This is a genomic window from Gordonia asplenii, assembly GCF_012933505.1.
Taxonomy (GTDB): Bacteria; Actinomycetota; Actinomycetes; order Mycobacteriales; family Mycobacteriaceae; genus Gordonia; species Gordonia asplenii.
The window spans coordinates 81,769-98,528 of the sequence record NZ_JABBNB010000010.1 but is presented as its reverse complement, the minus strand read 5'-3'; the positions used below and the strand labels follow the sequence as shown (position 1 = coordinate 98,528).

The 16,760-nt window shown below is 64.0% G+C and carries 16 protein-coding genes, 1 tRNA gene, 1 other RNA gene and 1 pseudogene; 11 read left to right on the top strand and 8 right to left on the bottom strand.

The features are described from left to right. The first annotated feature begins 31 nt into the window (after window positions 1-31). Both ssrA and HH308_RS11670 read left to right on the top strand, forming a co-directional pair. Window positions 32-404, top strand: a transfer-messenger RNA (tmRNA) gene (ssrA, locus tag HH308_RS11675). 112 nt (window positions 405-516) lie between these two features. Beyond that, window positions 517-996, top strand: coding sequence for a hypothetical protein (locus tag HH308_RS11670; RefSeq protein ID WP_170194376.1), 480 nt, complete (start codon window positions 517-519; stop codon window positions 994-996). A 66-nt stretch (window positions 997-1,062) separates the two neighbouring features. Here the strand turns inward: HH308_RS11670 and HH308_RS11665 are convergent, their stop codons facing one another. Beyond that, entirely contained in the window at window positions 1,063-1,326 is a 264-nt protein-coding gene (locus tag HH308_RS11665; RefSeq protein ID WP_170194375.1) for a DUF3761 domain-containing protein, read from the bottom strand. 743 nt (window positions 1,327-2,069) lie between these two features. Beyond that, the gene (locus HH308_RS11660) at window positions 2,070-2,489 is read right to left on the bottom strand and encodes a hypothetical protein (RefSeq protein WP_170194374.1); all 420 of its coding nucleotides are present in this window, start codon (window positions 2,487-2,489) and stop codon (window positions 2,070-2,072) included. A gap of 270 nt (window positions 2,490-2,759) precedes the next feature. On the opposite strand from HH308_RS11660, the gene HH308_RS11655 reads away from it, so the two are divergent. Next, window positions 2,760-3,317: a pyridoxamine 5'-phosphate oxidase family protein gene (locus tag HH308_RS11655; protein ID WP_170194373.1), complete on the top strand. Its 558-nt coding sequence runs from the start codon at window positions 2,760-2,762 to the stop codon at window positions 3,315-3,317. Between the two features lie 92 nt (window positions 3,318-3,409). On the opposite strand, the gene HH308_RS11650 is transcribed toward HH308_RS11655, so the two are convergent. Then, complete coding sequence (locus HH308_RS11650; RefSeq protein WP_170194372.1) at window positions 3,410-4,945, bottom strand: MFS transporter; 1,536 nt, start codon at window positions 4,943-4,945, stop codon at window positions 3,410-3,412. A gap of 98 nt (window positions 4,946-5,043) precedes the next feature. Here HH308_RS11650 and HH308_RS11645 point away from each other — a divergent pair, with 98 nt between their 5' ends. Continuing rightward, entirely contained in the window at window positions 5,044-5,601 is a 558-nt protein-coding gene (locus tag HH308_RS11645) for a TetR family transcriptional regulator (RefSeq protein WP_170194371.1), read from the top strand. 38 nt (window positions 5,602-5,639) lie between these two features. Here the strand turns inward: HH308_RS11645 and HH308_RS11640 are convergent, their stop codons facing one another. After that, window positions 5,640-6,233 (bottom strand): alpha/beta hydrolase, encoded by a 594-nt coding sequence (locus HH308_RS11640; RefSeq protein WP_170194370.1) that lies wholly within the window; start codon window positions 6,231-6,233, stop codon window positions 5,640-5,642. A 97-nt stretch (window positions 6,234-6,330) separates the two neighbouring features. Between HH308_RS11640 and pgm the strand changes: the two genes are divergently transcribed. From pgm to HH308_RS11625, 3 genes are read left to right on the top strand one after another with little or no spacing between them, the layout of a single operon-like run. Beyond that, a complete protein-coding gene (gene pgm, locus HH308_RS11635) occupies window positions 6,331-7,977 on the top strand; it encodes a phosphoglucomutase (alpha-D-glucose-1,6-bisphosphate-dependent) (protein ID WP_170194369.1) in 1,647 nt (548 codons plus the stop codon). A gap of 43 nt (window positions 7,978-8,020) precedes the next feature. Continuing rightward, window positions 8,021-8,530, top strand: coding sequence for a MauE/DoxX family redox-associated membrane protein (locus HH308_RS11630; protein WP_376767215.1), 510 nt, complete (start codon window positions 8,021-8,023; stop codon window positions 8,528-8,530). Then, the gene (locus tag HH308_RS11625; protein WP_170194367.1) at window positions 8,527-9,267 is read left to right on the top strand and encodes a DsbA family protein; all 741 of its coding nucleotides are present in this window, start codon (window positions 8,527-8,529) and stop codon (window positions 9,265-9,267) included. Before HH308_RS11630 ends, HH308_RS11625 begins: the two co-directional genes overlap by 4 nt. Before the next feature lie 205 nt (window positions 9,268-9,472). Here HH308_RS11625 and HH308_RS11620 read toward each other — a convergent pair whose 3' ends face one another. Continuing rightward, window positions 9,473-10,594: a CapA family protein gene (locus tag HH308_RS11620; RefSeq protein ID WP_312870549.1), complete on the bottom strand. Its 1,122-nt coding sequence runs from the start codon at window positions 10,592-10,594 to the stop codon at window positions 9,473-9,475. Between the two features lie 149 nt (window positions 10,595-10,743). Here HH308_RS11620 and HH308_RS11615 point away from each other — a divergent pair. Beyond that, window positions 10,744-10,816, top strand: a tRNA-Ala gene (locus tag HH308_RS11615). A gap of 91 nt (window positions 10,817-10,907) precedes the next feature. On the opposite strand, the gene HH308_RS29770 is transcribed toward HH308_RS11615, so the two are convergent. From HH308_RS29770 to HH308_RS11600, 3 genes and pseudogenes are all read right to left on the bottom strand, one after another. After that, window positions 10,908-11,171 (bottom strand): site-specific integrase, encoded by a 264-nt coding sequence (locus tag HH308_RS29770; protein ID WP_246284539.1) that lies wholly within the window; start codon window positions 11,169-11,171, stop codon window positions 10,908-10,910. Between the two features lie 167 nt (window positions 11,172-11,338). After that, window positions 11,339-11,665, bottom strand: a pseudogene (locus tag HH308_RS30700) (tyrosine-type recombinase/integrase); the annotation flags it as partial. A 184-nt stretch (window positions 11,666-11,849) separates the two neighbouring features. Beyond that, a complete protein-coding gene (locus HH308_RS11600; RefSeq protein ID WP_170194363.1) occupies window positions 11,850-12,827 on the bottom strand; it encodes a hypothetical protein in 978 nt (325 codons plus the stop codon). Window positions 12,828-14,618: 1,791 nt separating this feature from the next. On the opposite strand from HH308_RS11600, the gene HH308_RS11595 reads away from it, so the two are divergent. The 3 genes from HH308_RS11595 to HH308_RS11585 all read left to right on the top strand — a co-directional run bounded on the left by HH308_RS11595 (window position 14,619) and on the right by HH308_RS11585 (window position 16,751). Continuing rightward, complete coding sequence (locus HH308_RS11595) at window positions 14,619-14,840, top strand: hypothetical protein (RefSeq protein ID WP_211188409.1); 222 nt, start codon at window positions 14,619-14,621, stop codon at window positions 14,838-14,840. A 114-nt stretch (window positions 14,841-14,954) separates the two neighbouring features. Then, a complete protein-coding gene (locus tag HH308_RS30695) occupies window positions 14,955-15,515 on the top strand; it encodes an SIR2 family NAD-dependent protein deacylase (protein ID WP_376767214.1) in 561 nt (186 codons plus the stop codon). Window positions 15,516-16,019: 504 nt separating this feature from the next. Further along, the gene (locus HH308_RS11585) at window positions 16,020-16,751 is read left to right on the top strand and encodes a DUF6994 family protein (protein WP_170194360.1); all 732 of its coding nucleotides are present in this window, start codon (window positions 16,020-16,022) and stop codon (window positions 16,749-16,751) included. Window positions 16,752-16,760: the final 9 nt, after the last annotated feature.

Below are 16,760 nucleotides of genomic sequence, written 5' to 3'. Positions count from 1 at the left end.
AGTCCGCCACGACCCGTGGCGGAACCATCTTGGGGCTGAACGGTTTCGACTGCGTGCGTCGAGGTGGGGGAAGCGTGTCGGTGCAGGCTAGAGACCACCGTATAAGCGTCGCAGCAACCAATTAAGCGCCGATAAGAATCAGCGCGACTACGCTCTCGCTGCCTAAGCAGCCAGGCTAGTCTGTCGGCCCGGACGTGCTCTCAGTCCGGTCCCCGGCATCATCTTAGAGAGCTCACCGTCCTCGCCGGTCGCGGGAGAGGACGGGACATCTCACAGGGACTGGGATCGTCATCTCGGCTTGTTCGCGTGACCGAGAGATCCGAGTAGAGGCGTAGCGAACTGCACACGGAGAAGCCCCATTGACACGACGAAGGACCCGGGTTCGATTCCCGGCAGCTCCACTCCAGTCCCTCACCTGTTTACACAGGTGGGGGACTTTTTTGGCTCGGGACAGTCGAAGTGGACACCGGCGTGCCGTGCACGACCTGGCGCGAGGCGCGATCTATTGTCACCGAGATGACCGTCATCGGTCCTGTCCGCGGCTGGACAAGTCGGTCATCGCCGACGGTGCGTGCCGTGCCGTCCTACCCTGACGGCATGGCTAGATGGTGGATGCGAGTAATCGTGGGCGTGATCGTCCTTGCGGGTGCGGGTGCGGGTGCCGCGATGCCGGCAGTGGCTGACGCTGCCTGGGATCCGATTGTCTTCGACTGCCTGGGGCACCCTGTGGTGCGGCCGTCCGAAATCGTGATGACCTGCGCGGATGCCAACGACGAGATTCTGAATATCCGTTGGCAATCGTGGGGTGCCGGCTCGGCTAATGGAACCGGGACGGAGCACGCCAATCAGTGCGTCCCGGATTGTGCCGATGGCAAATGGGCGGTGTTTCCGGTGCGGTTGGGCTTGTCTCAGCCGGTGAACGGAGCGTTCAGCCTGATGGCATTGACGCCCGTGGCGACGGGCAACACGCAATATCTTCAGTTGCGTACTTCGTAGGCGTGCTGAATACGGCACTCCCGGCAACCCTCGACGGTCCCCAGTGCCATCCCGACCGTCGCTACCTCACAGCCATTGCGCCACGCCACCGTGACCGGAGCAAGTGCCGGTGTGGTGCTTGCTGAAGCTGTAGTCACCGTCACGGCATTTCGCGGTAGCTCCCGCCGGCGCGGTGTTGCCGTCGTTCTCGGGGTCCGGGACGCACTGGCCGCTGGAATTCAGATACTCACCGGTTCCGCATCCGCCAGACGCGTGGGCTTGGGCGGGTGCGAGTAGTCCGCCCGCGATGGCAAGAGCCGCCGCGGCGGTCACGAGTGCGCGTCTGGTCATGTCATTGTCTCCTCATAGATCTGTTGAGCAACCTGAACCTAGGCGCGCGGCCGGCGTGTCGTAGCAGGAATCGCACAAACACGTGTTATGGTGTGCAGCCGTTGCGGACAAGCCGGGCAAATGCCCGCTGACCTGCGCAGACGCCACTCGTCCGGGATCGGAACGAGCGTGAGCTGGATGCGAGGCGACGACGTCGCTGAATGTTCCCCGCCGCGGCCGCGACTGATCGTTCCGCTATGACCGCTGGTTCTCCGCGGCAGGACTCTACTTGGCCGAACGCAGCATGCCGGCCGCCAAATCCGAGCGCGGCGATCATCACCAGCGCGCCGATTCCCGCGGTCGCGCCGACGCCGGAACGCGCCGTTGGCGCTCGCGATCAACGACGACGTGTGCTCGGCCGGCAAGCCGACGGCAGTCTCGTGCGCGCCGCCAAGGGTGTCGACCGCGCTCGCCTCGACGCCGGAACCCCACTGGACCTTCGACCGATAGATCGCGTTGAGCACGCTACCCAGCACCGCGGTGCCCAGCACCGCGCCGAACTCGTAGGCCGTTTCCGAAATCGCCGACGCCACACCGGATTTCTCGGCGGAGACGGCCGACACTCGATGCCCAAGACCAACGACCCATGGCGACAGGCATCATGGTCCAGTTCCTCTGATCGCCTGCGCGAGGTACGCGAGGTGGTCGTTGCGGCCAGTTGTTGACCTACCGTCGGACACTCGAGCACGTCAGCGTCGGGACACTCACCGCCAGCAGCCCTTCAGCGTTTGGAAGTCGCCGGAGAATGACATACCGGGACCCGAGCACACCGGGCCGTTCTTACCGTCGACGACGACTGTGGCATTCGGTCCGGCGATGGCGATCGCCAGACCCGGCCTGACTCCGTCCATCCGCACGTTGGCATTCGGGCCCAAGGCGATTGCGGCCGGTCCGGCGAAGTTGTTCGCATTCACCGTCGCCTGACCGCCGTCGGCGACGACCGCCAGGCTCAAGCCCTGAGGACCGGACTTGACCGCGCAATGAGTCGAACTGCTCGCCTGGCCGGGTAGGCCGGGGCATACCTGCGGTGCCGCGGCGGCTTCGCTGGCGCCGCCCAAGGCCAATCCAGCAGCTCCGGCGACCGCGACGATGAGACCGGCAGTGAATCGAGCTGTCCTATTCATGGGTCCTCCTTGGGGTCGTCGACGACGCCCGCCGCCGCCGATCACCAGTGATTCGGAGCCACACGGAAAATGGATAGGTGAGCGGTCCCACCTCGCCGTCCGCTTCCGACGCATCGGAGCCGCGGATCCCACTGTTCGGCGCGGGTATCTACTCGGCCTCGGGCGTGAGGCTCGCGACGGCGCGGGTAGGTTGCCGTTGCCCCGAGACCGTTCGGCAGAGCGGCAGTGATCCACAGCCGACGGGGTGCGGGTCGCGTGGATAATCCCGATATGACCGACGACACCGCCGCCCGCCTCCGAGACATCCCGGTGTTGACCGGTGCACCACCCGGGGATTCGATATCGGGATGGTCGACGGAGCCGGTCGAACAGTTTCTGCGGTGGCTCGACGTCGCGTTGGAGTCTGGCGTGGCGGAGCCGCACGCGGCGTCGTTTGCGACCGTCGACAGTGACGGTATGCCGGACGCGCGAGTGTTGATCCTCAAGGATGTGGACGGGCGCGGCTGGGCGTTCGCGGGCCCGGCGTCGGGTCGTCGGGGTGCGCAACTCGCCGTGAATCCAGCTGCCGCGCTGACGTTCTGGTGGCAACCGTTGGTCCGGTCGGTGCGGGTGCGGGGGCGCGTGGTGGAGGCGTCGATGCAGGAGAGCGAGGCTGACCTCGCCGCGCGGAGCGAGGCCGCTCGTGCGGAGGTAACCCCGGGTGACTGGCGGTTGTGGCGGGTCGTCGCAGATCGCGTCGAATTCTGGGAAGGCTCGACCGACCGCCGGCACATCCGCGTCGTGTACTCACGTGAAACGGATTCCGGGTGGTCGGTACGGCGGTACTGAAATGTTCCCCGTCCGGGTCCGTTTCCAGAAAACGCGGAGGATCCGAAGCCGCCCAGGGAACATTTCAGCGCTGCGTCAACCAACCGCGGACTCTACTTGGCCGAGCGCAGCATGCCGGCCGCCAATCCGAGCGCGGCGATCATCACCAGCGCGCCGATTCCCGCGGTCGCGCCGACGCCCGACGCGAATGCGTCGTTGGCGCTCGCGATCAACGACGACGCGTGCTCGGCCGGCAGGCCGGTGGCAGTCTCGTGGGCGCCGCCGAGGGTGTCGACCGCGCTCGCATCGACGCCGGAACCCGACTGGACCTTCGACCGGTAGATCGCGTTGAGCACGCTACCCAGCACCGCGGTGCCCAACACCGCGCCGAACTCGTAGGCCGTTTCCGAAATAGCCGACGCCGCACCGGATTTCTCGGCGGGTACGGCCGACACGATCAGATCGTTCGAGACCGTCTCGGTCGCGCCGATGCCGATCGCCATCACGGTGAACGCGCCGATCAGCACGGCGAGACTACCCGTTGCACCTGCGATCAACGCGTACCCGACCGCCGACAGCGCCAAGCCGAAGCACACCACCACGACCGGTCGCCAACGGTTCACCGCGGGCACCGACCCGAGGCCGGCCACGACCATCCCGATCAGTCCGGGGATCAGGACCAGGCCCGCGGTCATCGGGCTCAGGCCGTGCACCAGCTGCAGTTCCTGCGAGGCGAAGTACAGGAAGCCCACGAGCGCGAACACCGACAGCAGGTTCACCAGCACCGCGCCGCTGAACGCCCGTCGAGTGAACAACGACATGTCCAGCATCGGGGTCGGCAAGCTCAGCTGGCGTCGAACGAAGGCCACACCCATCGCCACGCCCAGCGCGACGATGGCCAGCGAAAGAACGGTGACACCGTCGGCAGCGATCTCCTTGATGCCCAACACCAACGATCCCATAGCGACGAAAACCATTGCGATGGACGGGAAATCGATCGGACCGGGGGTTTGGTTGCGGGACTCGGGCAGGAAGATCGGGCCGAGAACCAGCAGCGGAACCAGGACCGGTACGGCGAGCAGGAACACCGAGCCCCACCAGAAATGCTCCAGCAGGAAGCCGCCGACGATCGGGCCCAGCGCCGCACCGGCGGCGAATCCGGCCGCCCAGATCGCGATGGCGATACGTCGCTCATTGCGATCGGTGAAGATGTTGCGCACCAACGACAGCGTCGAGGGCATCAACATCGCGCCGAAGATGCCCATCGCGGCACGGGCGGCGATCAGCGCCGCGGCGGTCGGTGCGAAGGCCGCGACGACCGACACGACGGTGAATCCCGCACCGCCGATCAACAGCATCCGACGTCGACCGAAGCGGTCGGCGAACGACCCCATCGGCACCAGCAGGGCGGCGAGCACCAGCGGGTAGATGTCGATGATCCACAGCATCTGGGTGCCGCTGGGGGAGAGGGTCGTCGAGATCTGGGGAAGCGCGAAGCTCAAGACGGTGTTGTCGATCGAGACCAACAGCACGGGCAGCAGCAGGACGGCCATGGCCAGCCAGCGTCGACGCGACGACGTACCGCCAGCCGGTTCGGGCACACCGCCGTTCACTGCCCTCGCTGGGTTGTTCCGCGTTGCGGAAGTCATGGTCCACTCTCCTGTGTTGTATGTCTGACCAGCGTTACTATACCGTCTGGACGGTATGAGTTCCAAGCATGGTGACCAGACTTACTAGACTTCTGCGAGTGCCGCCCCCACCTGCCGCCCGCGCCAAGGTTCTGTACGCCTACGCCGAGATCCTCGCCGAGAGCGGGGAGCGTGCGGCCACCCTCGACGCCGTCGCCAAACGGGCCGGGGTGTCCAAGGGCGGGCTGCTCTATCACTTCGCGTCGAAGGCCGCGCTCGCCGACGGACTGGCTCAGCTGGCCGACGACCTATTCGCCGACGACGTCGTGGAAATGCGCAACGCCGACGCCGGGCCGATCGACTTCATGCTGCGCACGTCGCATCACCTCGACGAGCGGTTCGAGCTGATCTATCACGCGGTATCGCGGCTGGCGATGCGGGGACATCCCGCCGCACAGGCGGCCATCGAGTCCGCTTACGCGCAGTGGCATCAGGCGCTCATCGACGCCGGCGCCGACCGGGCCGCCGCCGCGACGATCCTCCTGATCGCCGACGGTCTGTCGGTCCGCAGTGCGACGTTCGGGTCCGACGCCATGGTGAACCTCGGCGGCGTCAGCATCGACGACGTGATCGGCGTCGCCCGCGACGTCGACCGACTTCGACGACGGGACGGCTGACGCCTCAATTCGCTGGGTGCCTCAATCACCTGAGTGCCTCAATTCACCTGGCGCAGAATCTCGTTCACGAACCGGATCGGCGCCGACTGCCACTGGTTGATGTGATCGAGCATCGCGTGCGCACCGCCGGGGACGTCGACGTAGGTGGCGTCGACGCCGCGAGCGGTCAACTCTTGCACGCCTTTTCGGGTCCGCGACGCGTAGGTGACCTTGTCGGCGCTGCCGTGCATCGCCAACACCTTTGCGCCGCCGTGGATCTCACGCCAATCGGCGAACTGCCACCACGGTGCCAGTGCCACGACGCCGACGATTCGACGATCTGCGGCCAGCTGTGCGGCGATCCGGCCGCCCATCGAATGCCCGACGACGACGATCGGCGCACCGGGATTGTCGGCGGCCAGGGCGTCGAGCGCGGCCCGCGCGTGCACCATCGGGCTGGCCTGGTCGCCGTTCCATCCGTAGACGCCGTATTCCACCTGCGTGACGTGGACCCGCGAGCCGAAGCGGGCCCGCAACGACCAGGTGAACGGGTACATCCGCAGCGCCGAGGGCTGCCATTTACTGAACGGACGGTGGCTGAAGTCGGTGCCGCCGGGCAGCACGAGAATCGACAGTGCGGGGCGGCGCGACATCGGCGGATTCAACTCCTTCGGCGAGTGCCTACTGACACTCGTTGCTGTTTGCTCAGCTGCCAGTACAACCCAGCTGACTCCTGGCACAATATCCGGCATGACTGCGCACCCACGAGCCGGTACTCCCGCGTTGCCCGAAGACCTGATCGACGTCGCCGCGGTGGAGCGAGCGTATTACGATCTGCAGCCTGACCCGTCAAACCCGTTGCAGCAGGTGCTTTTTGGAACGTCGGGCCATCGTGGTTCGAGTCTCGACACCGCATTCAACGAAGCGCACATCCTTGCCACGACGCAAGCCATCGTCGAATACCGGACCGGTGCGAACATCACCGGTCCGCTGTTCATCGGCTTCGACACGCACGCCCTGTCGATCCCGGCCTGGCGCAGTGCCATCGAGGTTCTCGTCGCCAACGGCGTGGAGGTGTTCACCGCGGACAACGACAAGTTCACCCCGACTCCCGCGGTGAGCCACGCGATTCTGCGGTTCAACCGCGACCATCCGGGGGTGCTGTCGGACGGCATCGTAGTGACGCCGTCGCACAATCCACCGCGCGACGGCGGATTCAAGTACAACCCGCCGTCGGGCGGACCGGCCGACACGTCGATCACGAGCGGCGTCGCGGCGCGCGCCAACGAGTTGCTCGCCAAGGGACTCGAGGGCGTCAAGCGGGTGCCCTTCGAGAAGGCGCGGCTCTCGCCGTTGGTGACCGAGTATCCGTTCACCTATGAGTACGTCGACCATCTCGGCGAGGTGGTCAACATGGCGGCCATCCGCGACGCCGGGGTACGCATCGGCGCCGACCCGCTCGGCGGCGCGGCCGTCGGGTACTGGGCGGAGATCGGATTCCGCTACAACCTGGAGAATCTCACCGTCGTCAATCCGACCGTCGACCCGCAGTTCGCGTTCATGACCCTCGACACCGACGGCAAGATCCGCATGGACTGCAGCTCGCCGAACGCGATGGCGTCGTTGATCGCAAATCGTGACCTGTACGACATCGCCACGGGCAACGACGCCGACTCCGACCGGCACGGCATCGTCACCCCCGACGCCGGGCTGATGAATCCCAACCACTACCTCGCGGTCGCCATCGAATACCTGTTCACCCACCGTGACGGCTGGGGCGCCGACGCCGCGGTCGGCAAGACGTTGGTGTCGTCGTCGTTGATCGACCGGGTGGTCGGCGGCATCGACCGCAAGCTGCTGGAAGTACCGGTCGGATTCAAGTGGTTCGTCGACGGGCTGCTCGACGGTTCGATCGCCTTCGGCGGCGAGGAGAGTGCCGGAGCGTCGTTCCTGAGCTTCGACGGCTCGCCGTGGTCGACCGACAAGGACGGCATCATCATGGCGTTGCTGGCGTCGGAGATCCAGGCGGTCACCGGTACCAGCCCCAGCCAGCGCTATGCGTCACTGGCCCAGCGCTACGGCGAGTCGGCGTATGCCCGCATCGACGCCCCGGCGTCGAGGGAACAGAAGGCGGTGCTGTCGAAGCTGTCGGCCGACCAGGTGTCGGCGACGGAACTGGCCGGCGAACCGATCACCGCGATCCTCACCGAAGCGCCCGGCAACGGCGCGCCGATCGGCGGGCTGAAGGTGACCACCGAGAACGCGTGGTTCGCGGCTCGGCCGTCGGGGACCGAAGACGTGTACAAGATCTACGCGGAGTCGTTCAAGGGTGCCGAGCATCTCAAGCAGGTACAGCAGCAGGCGCAGGAACTCGTCGACGGTGTGCTCGGGCCGTAGCGGCTCAGTGTCTTCTTAGGGGCCCGGCACTATTGTCGTTGTGGTGAATCGTTGGGTGCCCTGGGTGAGTCTGCTCGCGCGTGTGGGGCTCGCCGCTGTGCTGATCGTCGCGGGCGGACTCAAGGCGGCGGACCCGGATCAGTCCGAGATCGCGGTACGTGCGTACCACATTCTGCCGGACTCGTTGGCCTACCCGACGTCGTTGGTGTTGCCGATGTTCGAGATCGCGCTCGGCCTGCTGTTGTTGATCGGGCTGGCGGTACGGCCGACGGCGATCGTGTCCGCGGTGCTGTTCGTGGTGCTCATCGGTGTGATCGCGTCGGTGTGGGCGCGCGGCTACACGATTGACTGCGGATGCTTCGGCGGTGGCGGCGAAGACGCGTCGGTCACGTGGTGGCACTATCTGACCGAGATCCTGCGCGACGTCGGGTTCCTGGCGATTGCGTTGTGGCTCAGTGTATTTCCGCGATCCCGCTGGGCTCTTGGCCCCGGATCGCGACTGCGGTGGGATTCGCCCGACGCCGCAGCGACCGATGAGAAGGAACTGGTGTGAGCAAGCAATCTGGATCGATTCCCAAGGCCGGCAAGGGATATCAGCCGTCGTCGACGTCGAGCACGTTGACGTATGTGCTCGTCGGACTCGCCGTAGTCGTGATCGCCGGGCTGGTGATCGGCGGCGTGGTGTGGAACAGCCAGCGCAACAAGGGCGGCGTCGACGAGAAGGTACTCACCGAGAACGCGTCACTGATCGTCGGGGCCAACGACGCCGGGCACACCATCGACGTCTTCGAGGACTTCATGTGCCCCATCTGCGGATCGTTCGAGAAGCAGTCGGGGCAGGCGATCGTCCGGGCCGTCGACGACGGCAAGCTGCGGGTGCGCTTCCACATGCTCAACTTCCTGGACTCGCGGTCGCCGTCGGGTGACTATTCCTCGCGTGCCGCGGGCGCCGCCCAGTGCGTCGCGACCGGGGAGAAGCCTGAAGTGTTCCTGAAATTCCACAGTGCGCTGTTCGCGCAGCAGCCGCAGGAGGGCGGCACCAGCGACCACAGCAATGCCGACCTCGCGAAGATCGCCGCCGATCAGGGCGCGAGCGCCGCGACGCAGAAGTGCATCGCCGACGGCGCGAAGGTGTCGCAGGCCAAGCAGGCCGCCCAGGCGTCGGAGACGCAGCTGGCGAAGGCGACCGGTGGCCAGGTCGGCACGCCGACGGTGCTCAGTGCCGGCGCGCCGCTGGACGTGTCGGACCCCAACTGGCTCAGCACGCTGCTCAGCGCGAAGGCGGATTAGGGGTCTGGTGAGTCGACGAACCCAAGCCGACTCGAGGTGACAAACTCGGTCCCCGAGTGCCGAGGCGAGGAACGAGCTTCGGTGTAACGAGGGGTCTGGCGAGCCGAAGAACTCAGTCTGACCGAATCCCCCTGCGGCCCTACAACTTTCACCGTCAACCCCGAACCGGTCACCACGGCTCGAAAATCGAGCCGACGGCTCGTAATCACCTCACGGGCGTGAACTCCGTGCTCACCCGGCCGTGCAGCGACGGTGAGATCTCGTTGATGAATCCGAGCACCTGTGTGCGTTCGGCGCCGCGGTACGGCGTCGGGATGTAGTCGTTGAAGCTTTCGCTGCCCGAGACCCGCGTTGGGATGACGCGGAACTCGGTGTCGTCGACGTGGCCGTCGGTGACGCGTAGGCGGGTCTGCAAGATCATCGTGCGTTTGTCGGTCGGGTTGTTGTTGCCGCCGAAGGCGAAGTTGCCGAGCGAGTAGGCGATCAGCTTGCCGTGATAGGTCGCCATCGATTGCAGGACGTGCGGGTGGGTGCCGATCACGGCGTCGACTCCCTGGTCGATGCAGTAGTGCGCCAGCGCGGTCTGGACGTCGTAGGGGATGTGCTCGGTCTCGATGCCCCAGTGGAAGTAGGGGATGACCACTTGGGCGCCGCGGCGGCGCATCGTGGCGAAGTCGTCGCGGAGTCTGGCGCGGAACTGCGGAGTGTCGGTCCACGCCTGATAGCCGAGGAGTCCGACGTGCACGCCGGCGACGTCGCGCAGAACCTGATAGTCGTAGGTGGAACCTTCGCCGTCATAGCCGCTGCCGAAGTAGTCGACGCCTGCCGCCCGAAGGGCGCGCACCGTGTCGTCGAAGCCCTTCTGGCCGTAGTCGAAGGTGTGATTGTTCGCGATCGTCACGGCGTCGATGCCGCTTGCGGAGAGGGTTCGGGCTGCGGCCGGCTCACCGTAGAAGTGATAGGTAACGCCTTCGCCCTTGTAACGTTCGCGACGCTCGGTGGTCAGCGCGACCTCGAAGTTGGCGACGGTGAGGTCGTCGGCGTCGAAGTAGCTGCGTACATGGTCGTAGAAGTAGGTGGGGGAGTTGTGTGCTTCCTGCCACAGGATGGGCAGGGTGGCGCCGCCGAAGTTCTTGTCGGTGCCCAGGATGTTGTCGCCGACCCAGCTGATCGTGAGGGTGCGCGTCGTCGGAGTGTGGGGTGCCGGCTTCGACGCCGTCGTAGCGGAAACTGCCTGTCGTACAACGGCTTCTGGCGTGCTGGCACTCACGAGCAGAGCTGCCGCGACCGCGGCGACGGTGATCGGTCCGAGTTGTCGTAGTCGCACCGATCCATGCAAACGTGCTCAGCCGCCCTCGGATAGAGGTCAAACGGGTGAATTTCGCGTCTGTCCAGGCGATTTGGATGCGCTCGCGGCGATGGTGTAGTTTTTTCTCTTGCACCGAGAAGAACAACGCGGGGCACAGAATTGAACACGGGGCTATGGCGCAGCTGGTAGCGCACCACACTGGCAGTGTGGGGGTCAGGGGTTCGAGTCCCCTTAGCTCCACAGAATAGAGCCAGGTCAGAGGGAAAATCCTCGGGCCTGGCTTTTTCGTTGCCGAAGCCAGTGTCCTAAGAGTGCCCCAGCGGCTTACGTCCTACGCCGACGGCCCGAACAAGGCCGCGCCGGCCGACTTGAGTGAGTCGTCGTAGGTCCGGCCGTACACCGAGACCGTCATTCTAGGATCGTGCTCAGGCCAGGCGGCGACCACTGTCGGCGGGATACCGGCGTCCAACATCACCGACACCGACGTATGCCGCACGTTGCGGAGAGTGATGGCGGGGACTCCGGCGGACGCCGCCAGTCGTCGGAATCGATCCGCGTACGTCTGTGACAGCGTCGCGGTCCCGTCGGCCTCCACCGGGACGAGTCCCGTTTCGACGTACCTGCCACCCCAACTCCACCCGCTCGGCCGCCTGGGTGGTGCGCAGGGCTCGCAGCGCCTCGGTGATCTCGCCCGAGATCAGTAGGGTGCGGTACTCGCGTGCCGTCTTGGGTTCGGCGGTGTCGATGGATGTCGCGGTGACCTCGACGCGCCCCCTGGGTGACTGTGATCGTTCCCGCATCGAGGTCCACGTCTTTCCAGCGAAGCCCGAGCACTTCGGATCGGCGGAGTCCGCACAGCGTGAGGAGCCAGCACGCCGCCATCCGGTCCCCGGCCGCGTGCTTGCAGAACAGGTTGGCCTCATCCCGCGTCCACGCGTCGAGTTCTTCCGAGGTGCGGCGCTTGGTTTTGGCGGGTTCCGCGAACTCGGCCGGGTCCCGGGCGATGATCCCTTGTCGTTGTGCGTCTTTGGTCACCTGTGTCGTATCGTCGGACTCGCTCCAGCTCGCGCCACGCGGCCTCGGGATCATCGTGGCCGGTACGTCTGGCTAGTGATGGAGTAGTTGGACCGTCAGGCCACGAGCCAGCGATCGCCCCACGCGGTCACCGAGTTCTCGTCGTGGGGCCACGTAGCGCGCCGCACGAGATCGCGCCGGGGATCGCCTGCCCAAGTTGCGCCGCCGGGATCGCTAAGCCGGTGTGCGCTGACCAACACTAATCCTCGCGTTCGTACCACTCTCGTACGATTCCGTCGGGAAGCGGAGAAGCCAGCTCAACCACTGCTACCGCGCTTTTGAGTGCGCATTCATATTCCTCGTACGAAACGTCGTCTGTTGAGGATGCTGCTGCTAGGTGAACGACTCGATTCCTAATCTCTACGACGTCGGAGCGGAAGCTAGCCGGTAGGCTGCCGAATCCCGCCTGTTCTAGAATCTGGGCCGCCTGGCCGAGCGTCGGAGGTCGTTTAGTCAGGCGTTCCTTGATTCCTGTCGGAACCGTTAGGTCGAGTTGATGGTGGAGGAGAGTTCTTACCCCGATCTCAGCCGCGGATCCTAGGTCCACAATCGCTCGTCGCAATTGGCCCGCATCGGCTAGGGAGCGAGCATCCCTGACAAGAGTCCATGCGAGAGGCGGGCTCTTGTCGATGGCAACGAGGGCTAGAGCGGCGGCGAGGTTGTCCTTGTCTACAGCTCTTACTCGATTCCCCATGTCGATCGTGGTCACACTCGGCCAGGTGAGGGGCTTGTGTCCATCTTCATCATCGTTGACCGACCACACAGGGGTCTTCTCCCCGATCGTTTCGACAGTGGTGTGTCCGATCTTGCTCAAGATCTGCCCGGTCGCGATTTCGAGCCAGCTCGACGTCTTGGCCCACCATGCATCGAGCTGGAGGACGATCTCTCGCGCACGCTCTGTCGGATCGTCCGAGGCGACCTCAAAGGTGAATCCGATGGACTGCACCACTATTGAGGCTGCGCGGCCACCTTCTAGGCTGGTAACCATCCCCCAGTCGCCATTGGTCCACGGAACCGATCTGGCAGGTGCAAGTTCCCACGGGTTGGTAGCCGAGAGGCGAGGCAACTCGATTGTCACCGCGTGGCCTTCGATCAAGGTTTCGAGGGTCAAGTCAGCTATGGCGGCGTTCGTGACAAACGAGGACTCCAGCTCGTAATACCCCGCAATCTTCGTCATCGCGATACACCTGTGCCTTTCCCGTTGCTATTGCTCGACCCCAGTGTCCCAAGAGTGTCCCAAGGTGGGCAGAAACACGCCGGTATGGACTAGCCGCTCTCGACACAGAAACCTGCCACTAGCTGCACATATGAGACTCCGTAACTCCAAAGAGAAACGGCCTGGTCAGAGAGATTTCTGATCGGGCCGTTCTTCATTTGTAACCCTCGAGTGTGCCGAGAACGTGCTAGAAGGTCGCGCTGTGGCCGTGGGTCACGGCATTCGCGGCGGCGACAAGCCTACGGTCGAGCGTGCACGTACACCCGTGGCGTCATCTCCGGGGTGGGTGGGTCTGGACTAGTGGAGTGCGCGGCTAACGGTGTGGTGTTGCGGCCCTCTGGCCCGGCGCGGCCGATTGCACTCAGCCCCGTCACCAGTGTCGGGGAACATTCACCGCACTACCGCTGAGCAGGCAGTTTCCAATTAGGGTCAGGGCACTCTGCCGGCCGATCACACCCGCCACAACTTCGACACAGGGTACGCTTCAGCGCACGAAGTGGATGCAGCATCGATTCGTTGTTACCAGTGGGACAGATGATGTACACCGGGGAGTGAGTCGGGCGCACGATATCCGTGCCGCGGGTGAGTGGAGACGCCCGCGAACGGTTCACCTCGTCCACTCGCAGACACCTCGCCTTGACGGCGGGTGTGTGCGAGGAAACGAGATGGACGTGGCGGTCATCGACAACCACAACGCCCAAGCCTCGGCGACCGTACCCAACAACTTAGACGCGACACGCTACTACCGGTTCGTTGCGTCTGGTCATGGTCAGGAGCGACCCTGTAAGGCCATACCAGATGTTCTTAATCGCAAACCAAGATTTACGAACCATACGAGCTCCCTTCGAGTTGCCTTCGCTGCTGGCAAATTCGCGACTTCCTAGGCCGCTCACAAGCGTCTCCAGCGCTGGGACTACTACCGTGGAACCAAGAACACTGCACACCGATATAACCTGCAGCACCGAGTCAAACGGTGCACCAGACCAGGGCCACACGCAACGAACACACGTGTTTGGCGCCCCGGTGGTGTGCGGGCCGGGACCGCAACAGCATATCACCGGTGGAAAGTTTGCTCGGAGGGTCCCGGGGGAGCCGTCGAGACCACCGCTGGTCAGCGGGTGACTTCGCGAGCATCGGGTGAAGTGGTCCTCGGGGTTCGATAGTTGTTCTGTTAGGTCCACAGATGAGAAACGTGCTCCGATCTGGATTAGAGGGGCTTCCTTGTGCCCTAGGCGAACTCGGGCACAGCTTATCTGCCCTCACTGTGCCCATTCCAAACGGCCAGAAGGTCTGCGGGCTGATCCCACCGCGGCTCGTCTGCGGCGAATCCAGTCCGTGGTCTCCACCCAGATCGCCGCCGGTGGGGGCTGCCTCCTGTCGGAGGACTGGTACGGATCCACGCAGACCTCGGCGTGCCGTCCGTGTGGAGTGCGACCGCGCCCGCGGTGACTTCGACCGCACCGCGGTCCGCGCAAGTCTGGAAGGCCGTTTCGAGGTCGGCGTGAGCCGACCCGAGGGAATCGTCAAGCTCGACACCGCGGCGTAGTCCCACCCGCGCGACCGGCGGCCCCGGACCATCGCATGGAGATCCGGGGACGCTGGCGTCAGTTTGAAACTGCGGCGGATCGCCAAGGCGCATGCGACAATTCAGGACTCATCGGCTGCACGCCTGAATGAGAGGGCATCGTGACATATACACACTGGTACAGAGATCCGCTCAACGCAGAGTACCTACAGTCACTCCGGCGCAAGGTGGCCGACGGCAACCTCCTAATATTCGTCGGCTCCGGCCTTTCATATGGTACTGCTCGCAAGGGGCAGCGCCGCTACTTTGACATGGATAGCTCACCGGTGCCGGATCTCTGGCATAACGGTGATGACGACTACCAACCAATGCCCACCTGGCCGCAACTGATCGACCGCATGAGGAGCAAACTGTGGGTCCGCGCCGAGGAGTCCGAACAAGAATCGTGACAAGGTTCTTCCGAACCGAACCGGCAATTGACTGTGCCGAGGTGTTTCGGCGCACGGTGGGCGACGGCAATATCGTGAGTTCTTGCAGGAACAGTTCGATGACCGCCACCCATTATGTGCCCCGACGCCGTCGCACTCAGAGGTCGTGGACTTGGGCTGACTCGGCTATTTACAACCAACTACGACCGATTGATTGAGCGGACATACACCGAGAAGTCCCTTGACCTGACAGTCAGCGCTACCGAGGATGACTTTCGGCAGTCACTCGCAGCCAACCCGAGCAACCACCTCGTCAAGCTCCATGGAACGATCGAACGACCGACCACTGTCGTGCTGACTCGCACCGACTACAGTCGCGCCCGCACCGAGCGTCGAGTCATGTTCGACATGCTCAGGACGCAAATGCTGTCGTCAACGTTTCTGTTCCTCGGGTTCAGCCTCACCGATCCAAACTTCAACCTGCTCCTTGACGACGTGCGGGACACACTCGGCATGAATGCTCCGGTTAGTTACACGGTGCAGAGTCAGCGCGACCCCGTAAAGATGCGTTATTTGGAGTCGCTTGGTACTAACACGATCTCGATCGATGGGTGGAATGTCCTCCCGGACTTGGTTCGGGAGGACATTCCAAGATCGAGGTACCGGCGTAGGTGGTGTCTGAATGCGGTCCTTTGACTCCGAGTTAACAGACACCACCGAGACGCAATCACGTAGTCCTTTGTCAACCTGCACGAATCGGAGCACAGGAGACATCCGAGTACGCCCGACTTCGCACTGGCAGTCTGGGGTCAGGGGTTCGAGTCGACTTAGCTATGCTCGAATAGACAGGCAGGTCAGAAGATGTTTCTCATTGCCGGTCTCGTAGTCAACACCATGACATCGGTGGTTCGGGCACATCGTCCCACGCCACGGTCAGCATCCGGCCCTACTAAACCCGTCGATTGCCGGTGCCACCACGACAGATCGACTTGCGCCGACCTCGAGCCAGAATTCCACGACTTCACCCATGATCGAGTCGAGAGTCGCTACTGTGTGGCGACGTCTCAAGGAAATCACGCAAGATGGTTACACGAGTTGAAGCAGCCTGGGCGAACTTCGCAATACGAACTCGCCCAAACAGGTAGCAGGGCCGCGATATCCAAGGCTATCACCGAGACGGAGGCGATGATGTTCCGATTCGTGAGCCCCGACGCCTCGCGGAAGACCATTGACACGAACTTTGACTTCCGATCGGATGCACAGCACGGAAGCGATCCTGACAGGACAAGTCCGACGCTCCGGCGCTACCACGCGGCGCTATGGAGCCGTCCGTTGCCGAGGGGTGACATCTTCCTCCTCGACACCCGAACCCCCGGTCGGTACTTGAGCCATACGTCGAGGGTCGGCGACTTCGCTATGTCGAGCGACACTTGCGTCCCTGGGTATCTCGGATGGACGCGGATGGAGACTGCGGTGCGAGAGGTACCCGACTACAAGCTGCGATCATTCGAGCGGATGCGCTACACGATCGGCAGCATGATGATCTGGCCGAGCACCACGGTTAAGGGTGTCGGCACGATCAACGCCATGCGAGGTTTCAACAGTAGGATCGGTGACAGGCTCGACCTGACGCTGGAATGCGTGCGGAGGCACTACGAGGGGCAGTCGAGCCCACTGGCGCGGGTTATGGATGCGAACGCTGCATACTTCGGGTTGTTCGCCAACTTCGGAGGCTTCATCGAGTTTTTCGAACTCCAGGACCTTGCCGATCCAGCCACTGGTGACGTTCGTTTCATGCTGCCGTTCGGTGCTTTCGATCGTCCAGGACATCCGATAGGTGTACTCGAGTACAAGGCTTACTTGAAGGAGGCACGACGGTTCCTCAAGGCTCGCAACTCGCGGATCGCGGCGTTGGGCGTCGCGGCGCCATAAGCATTGACC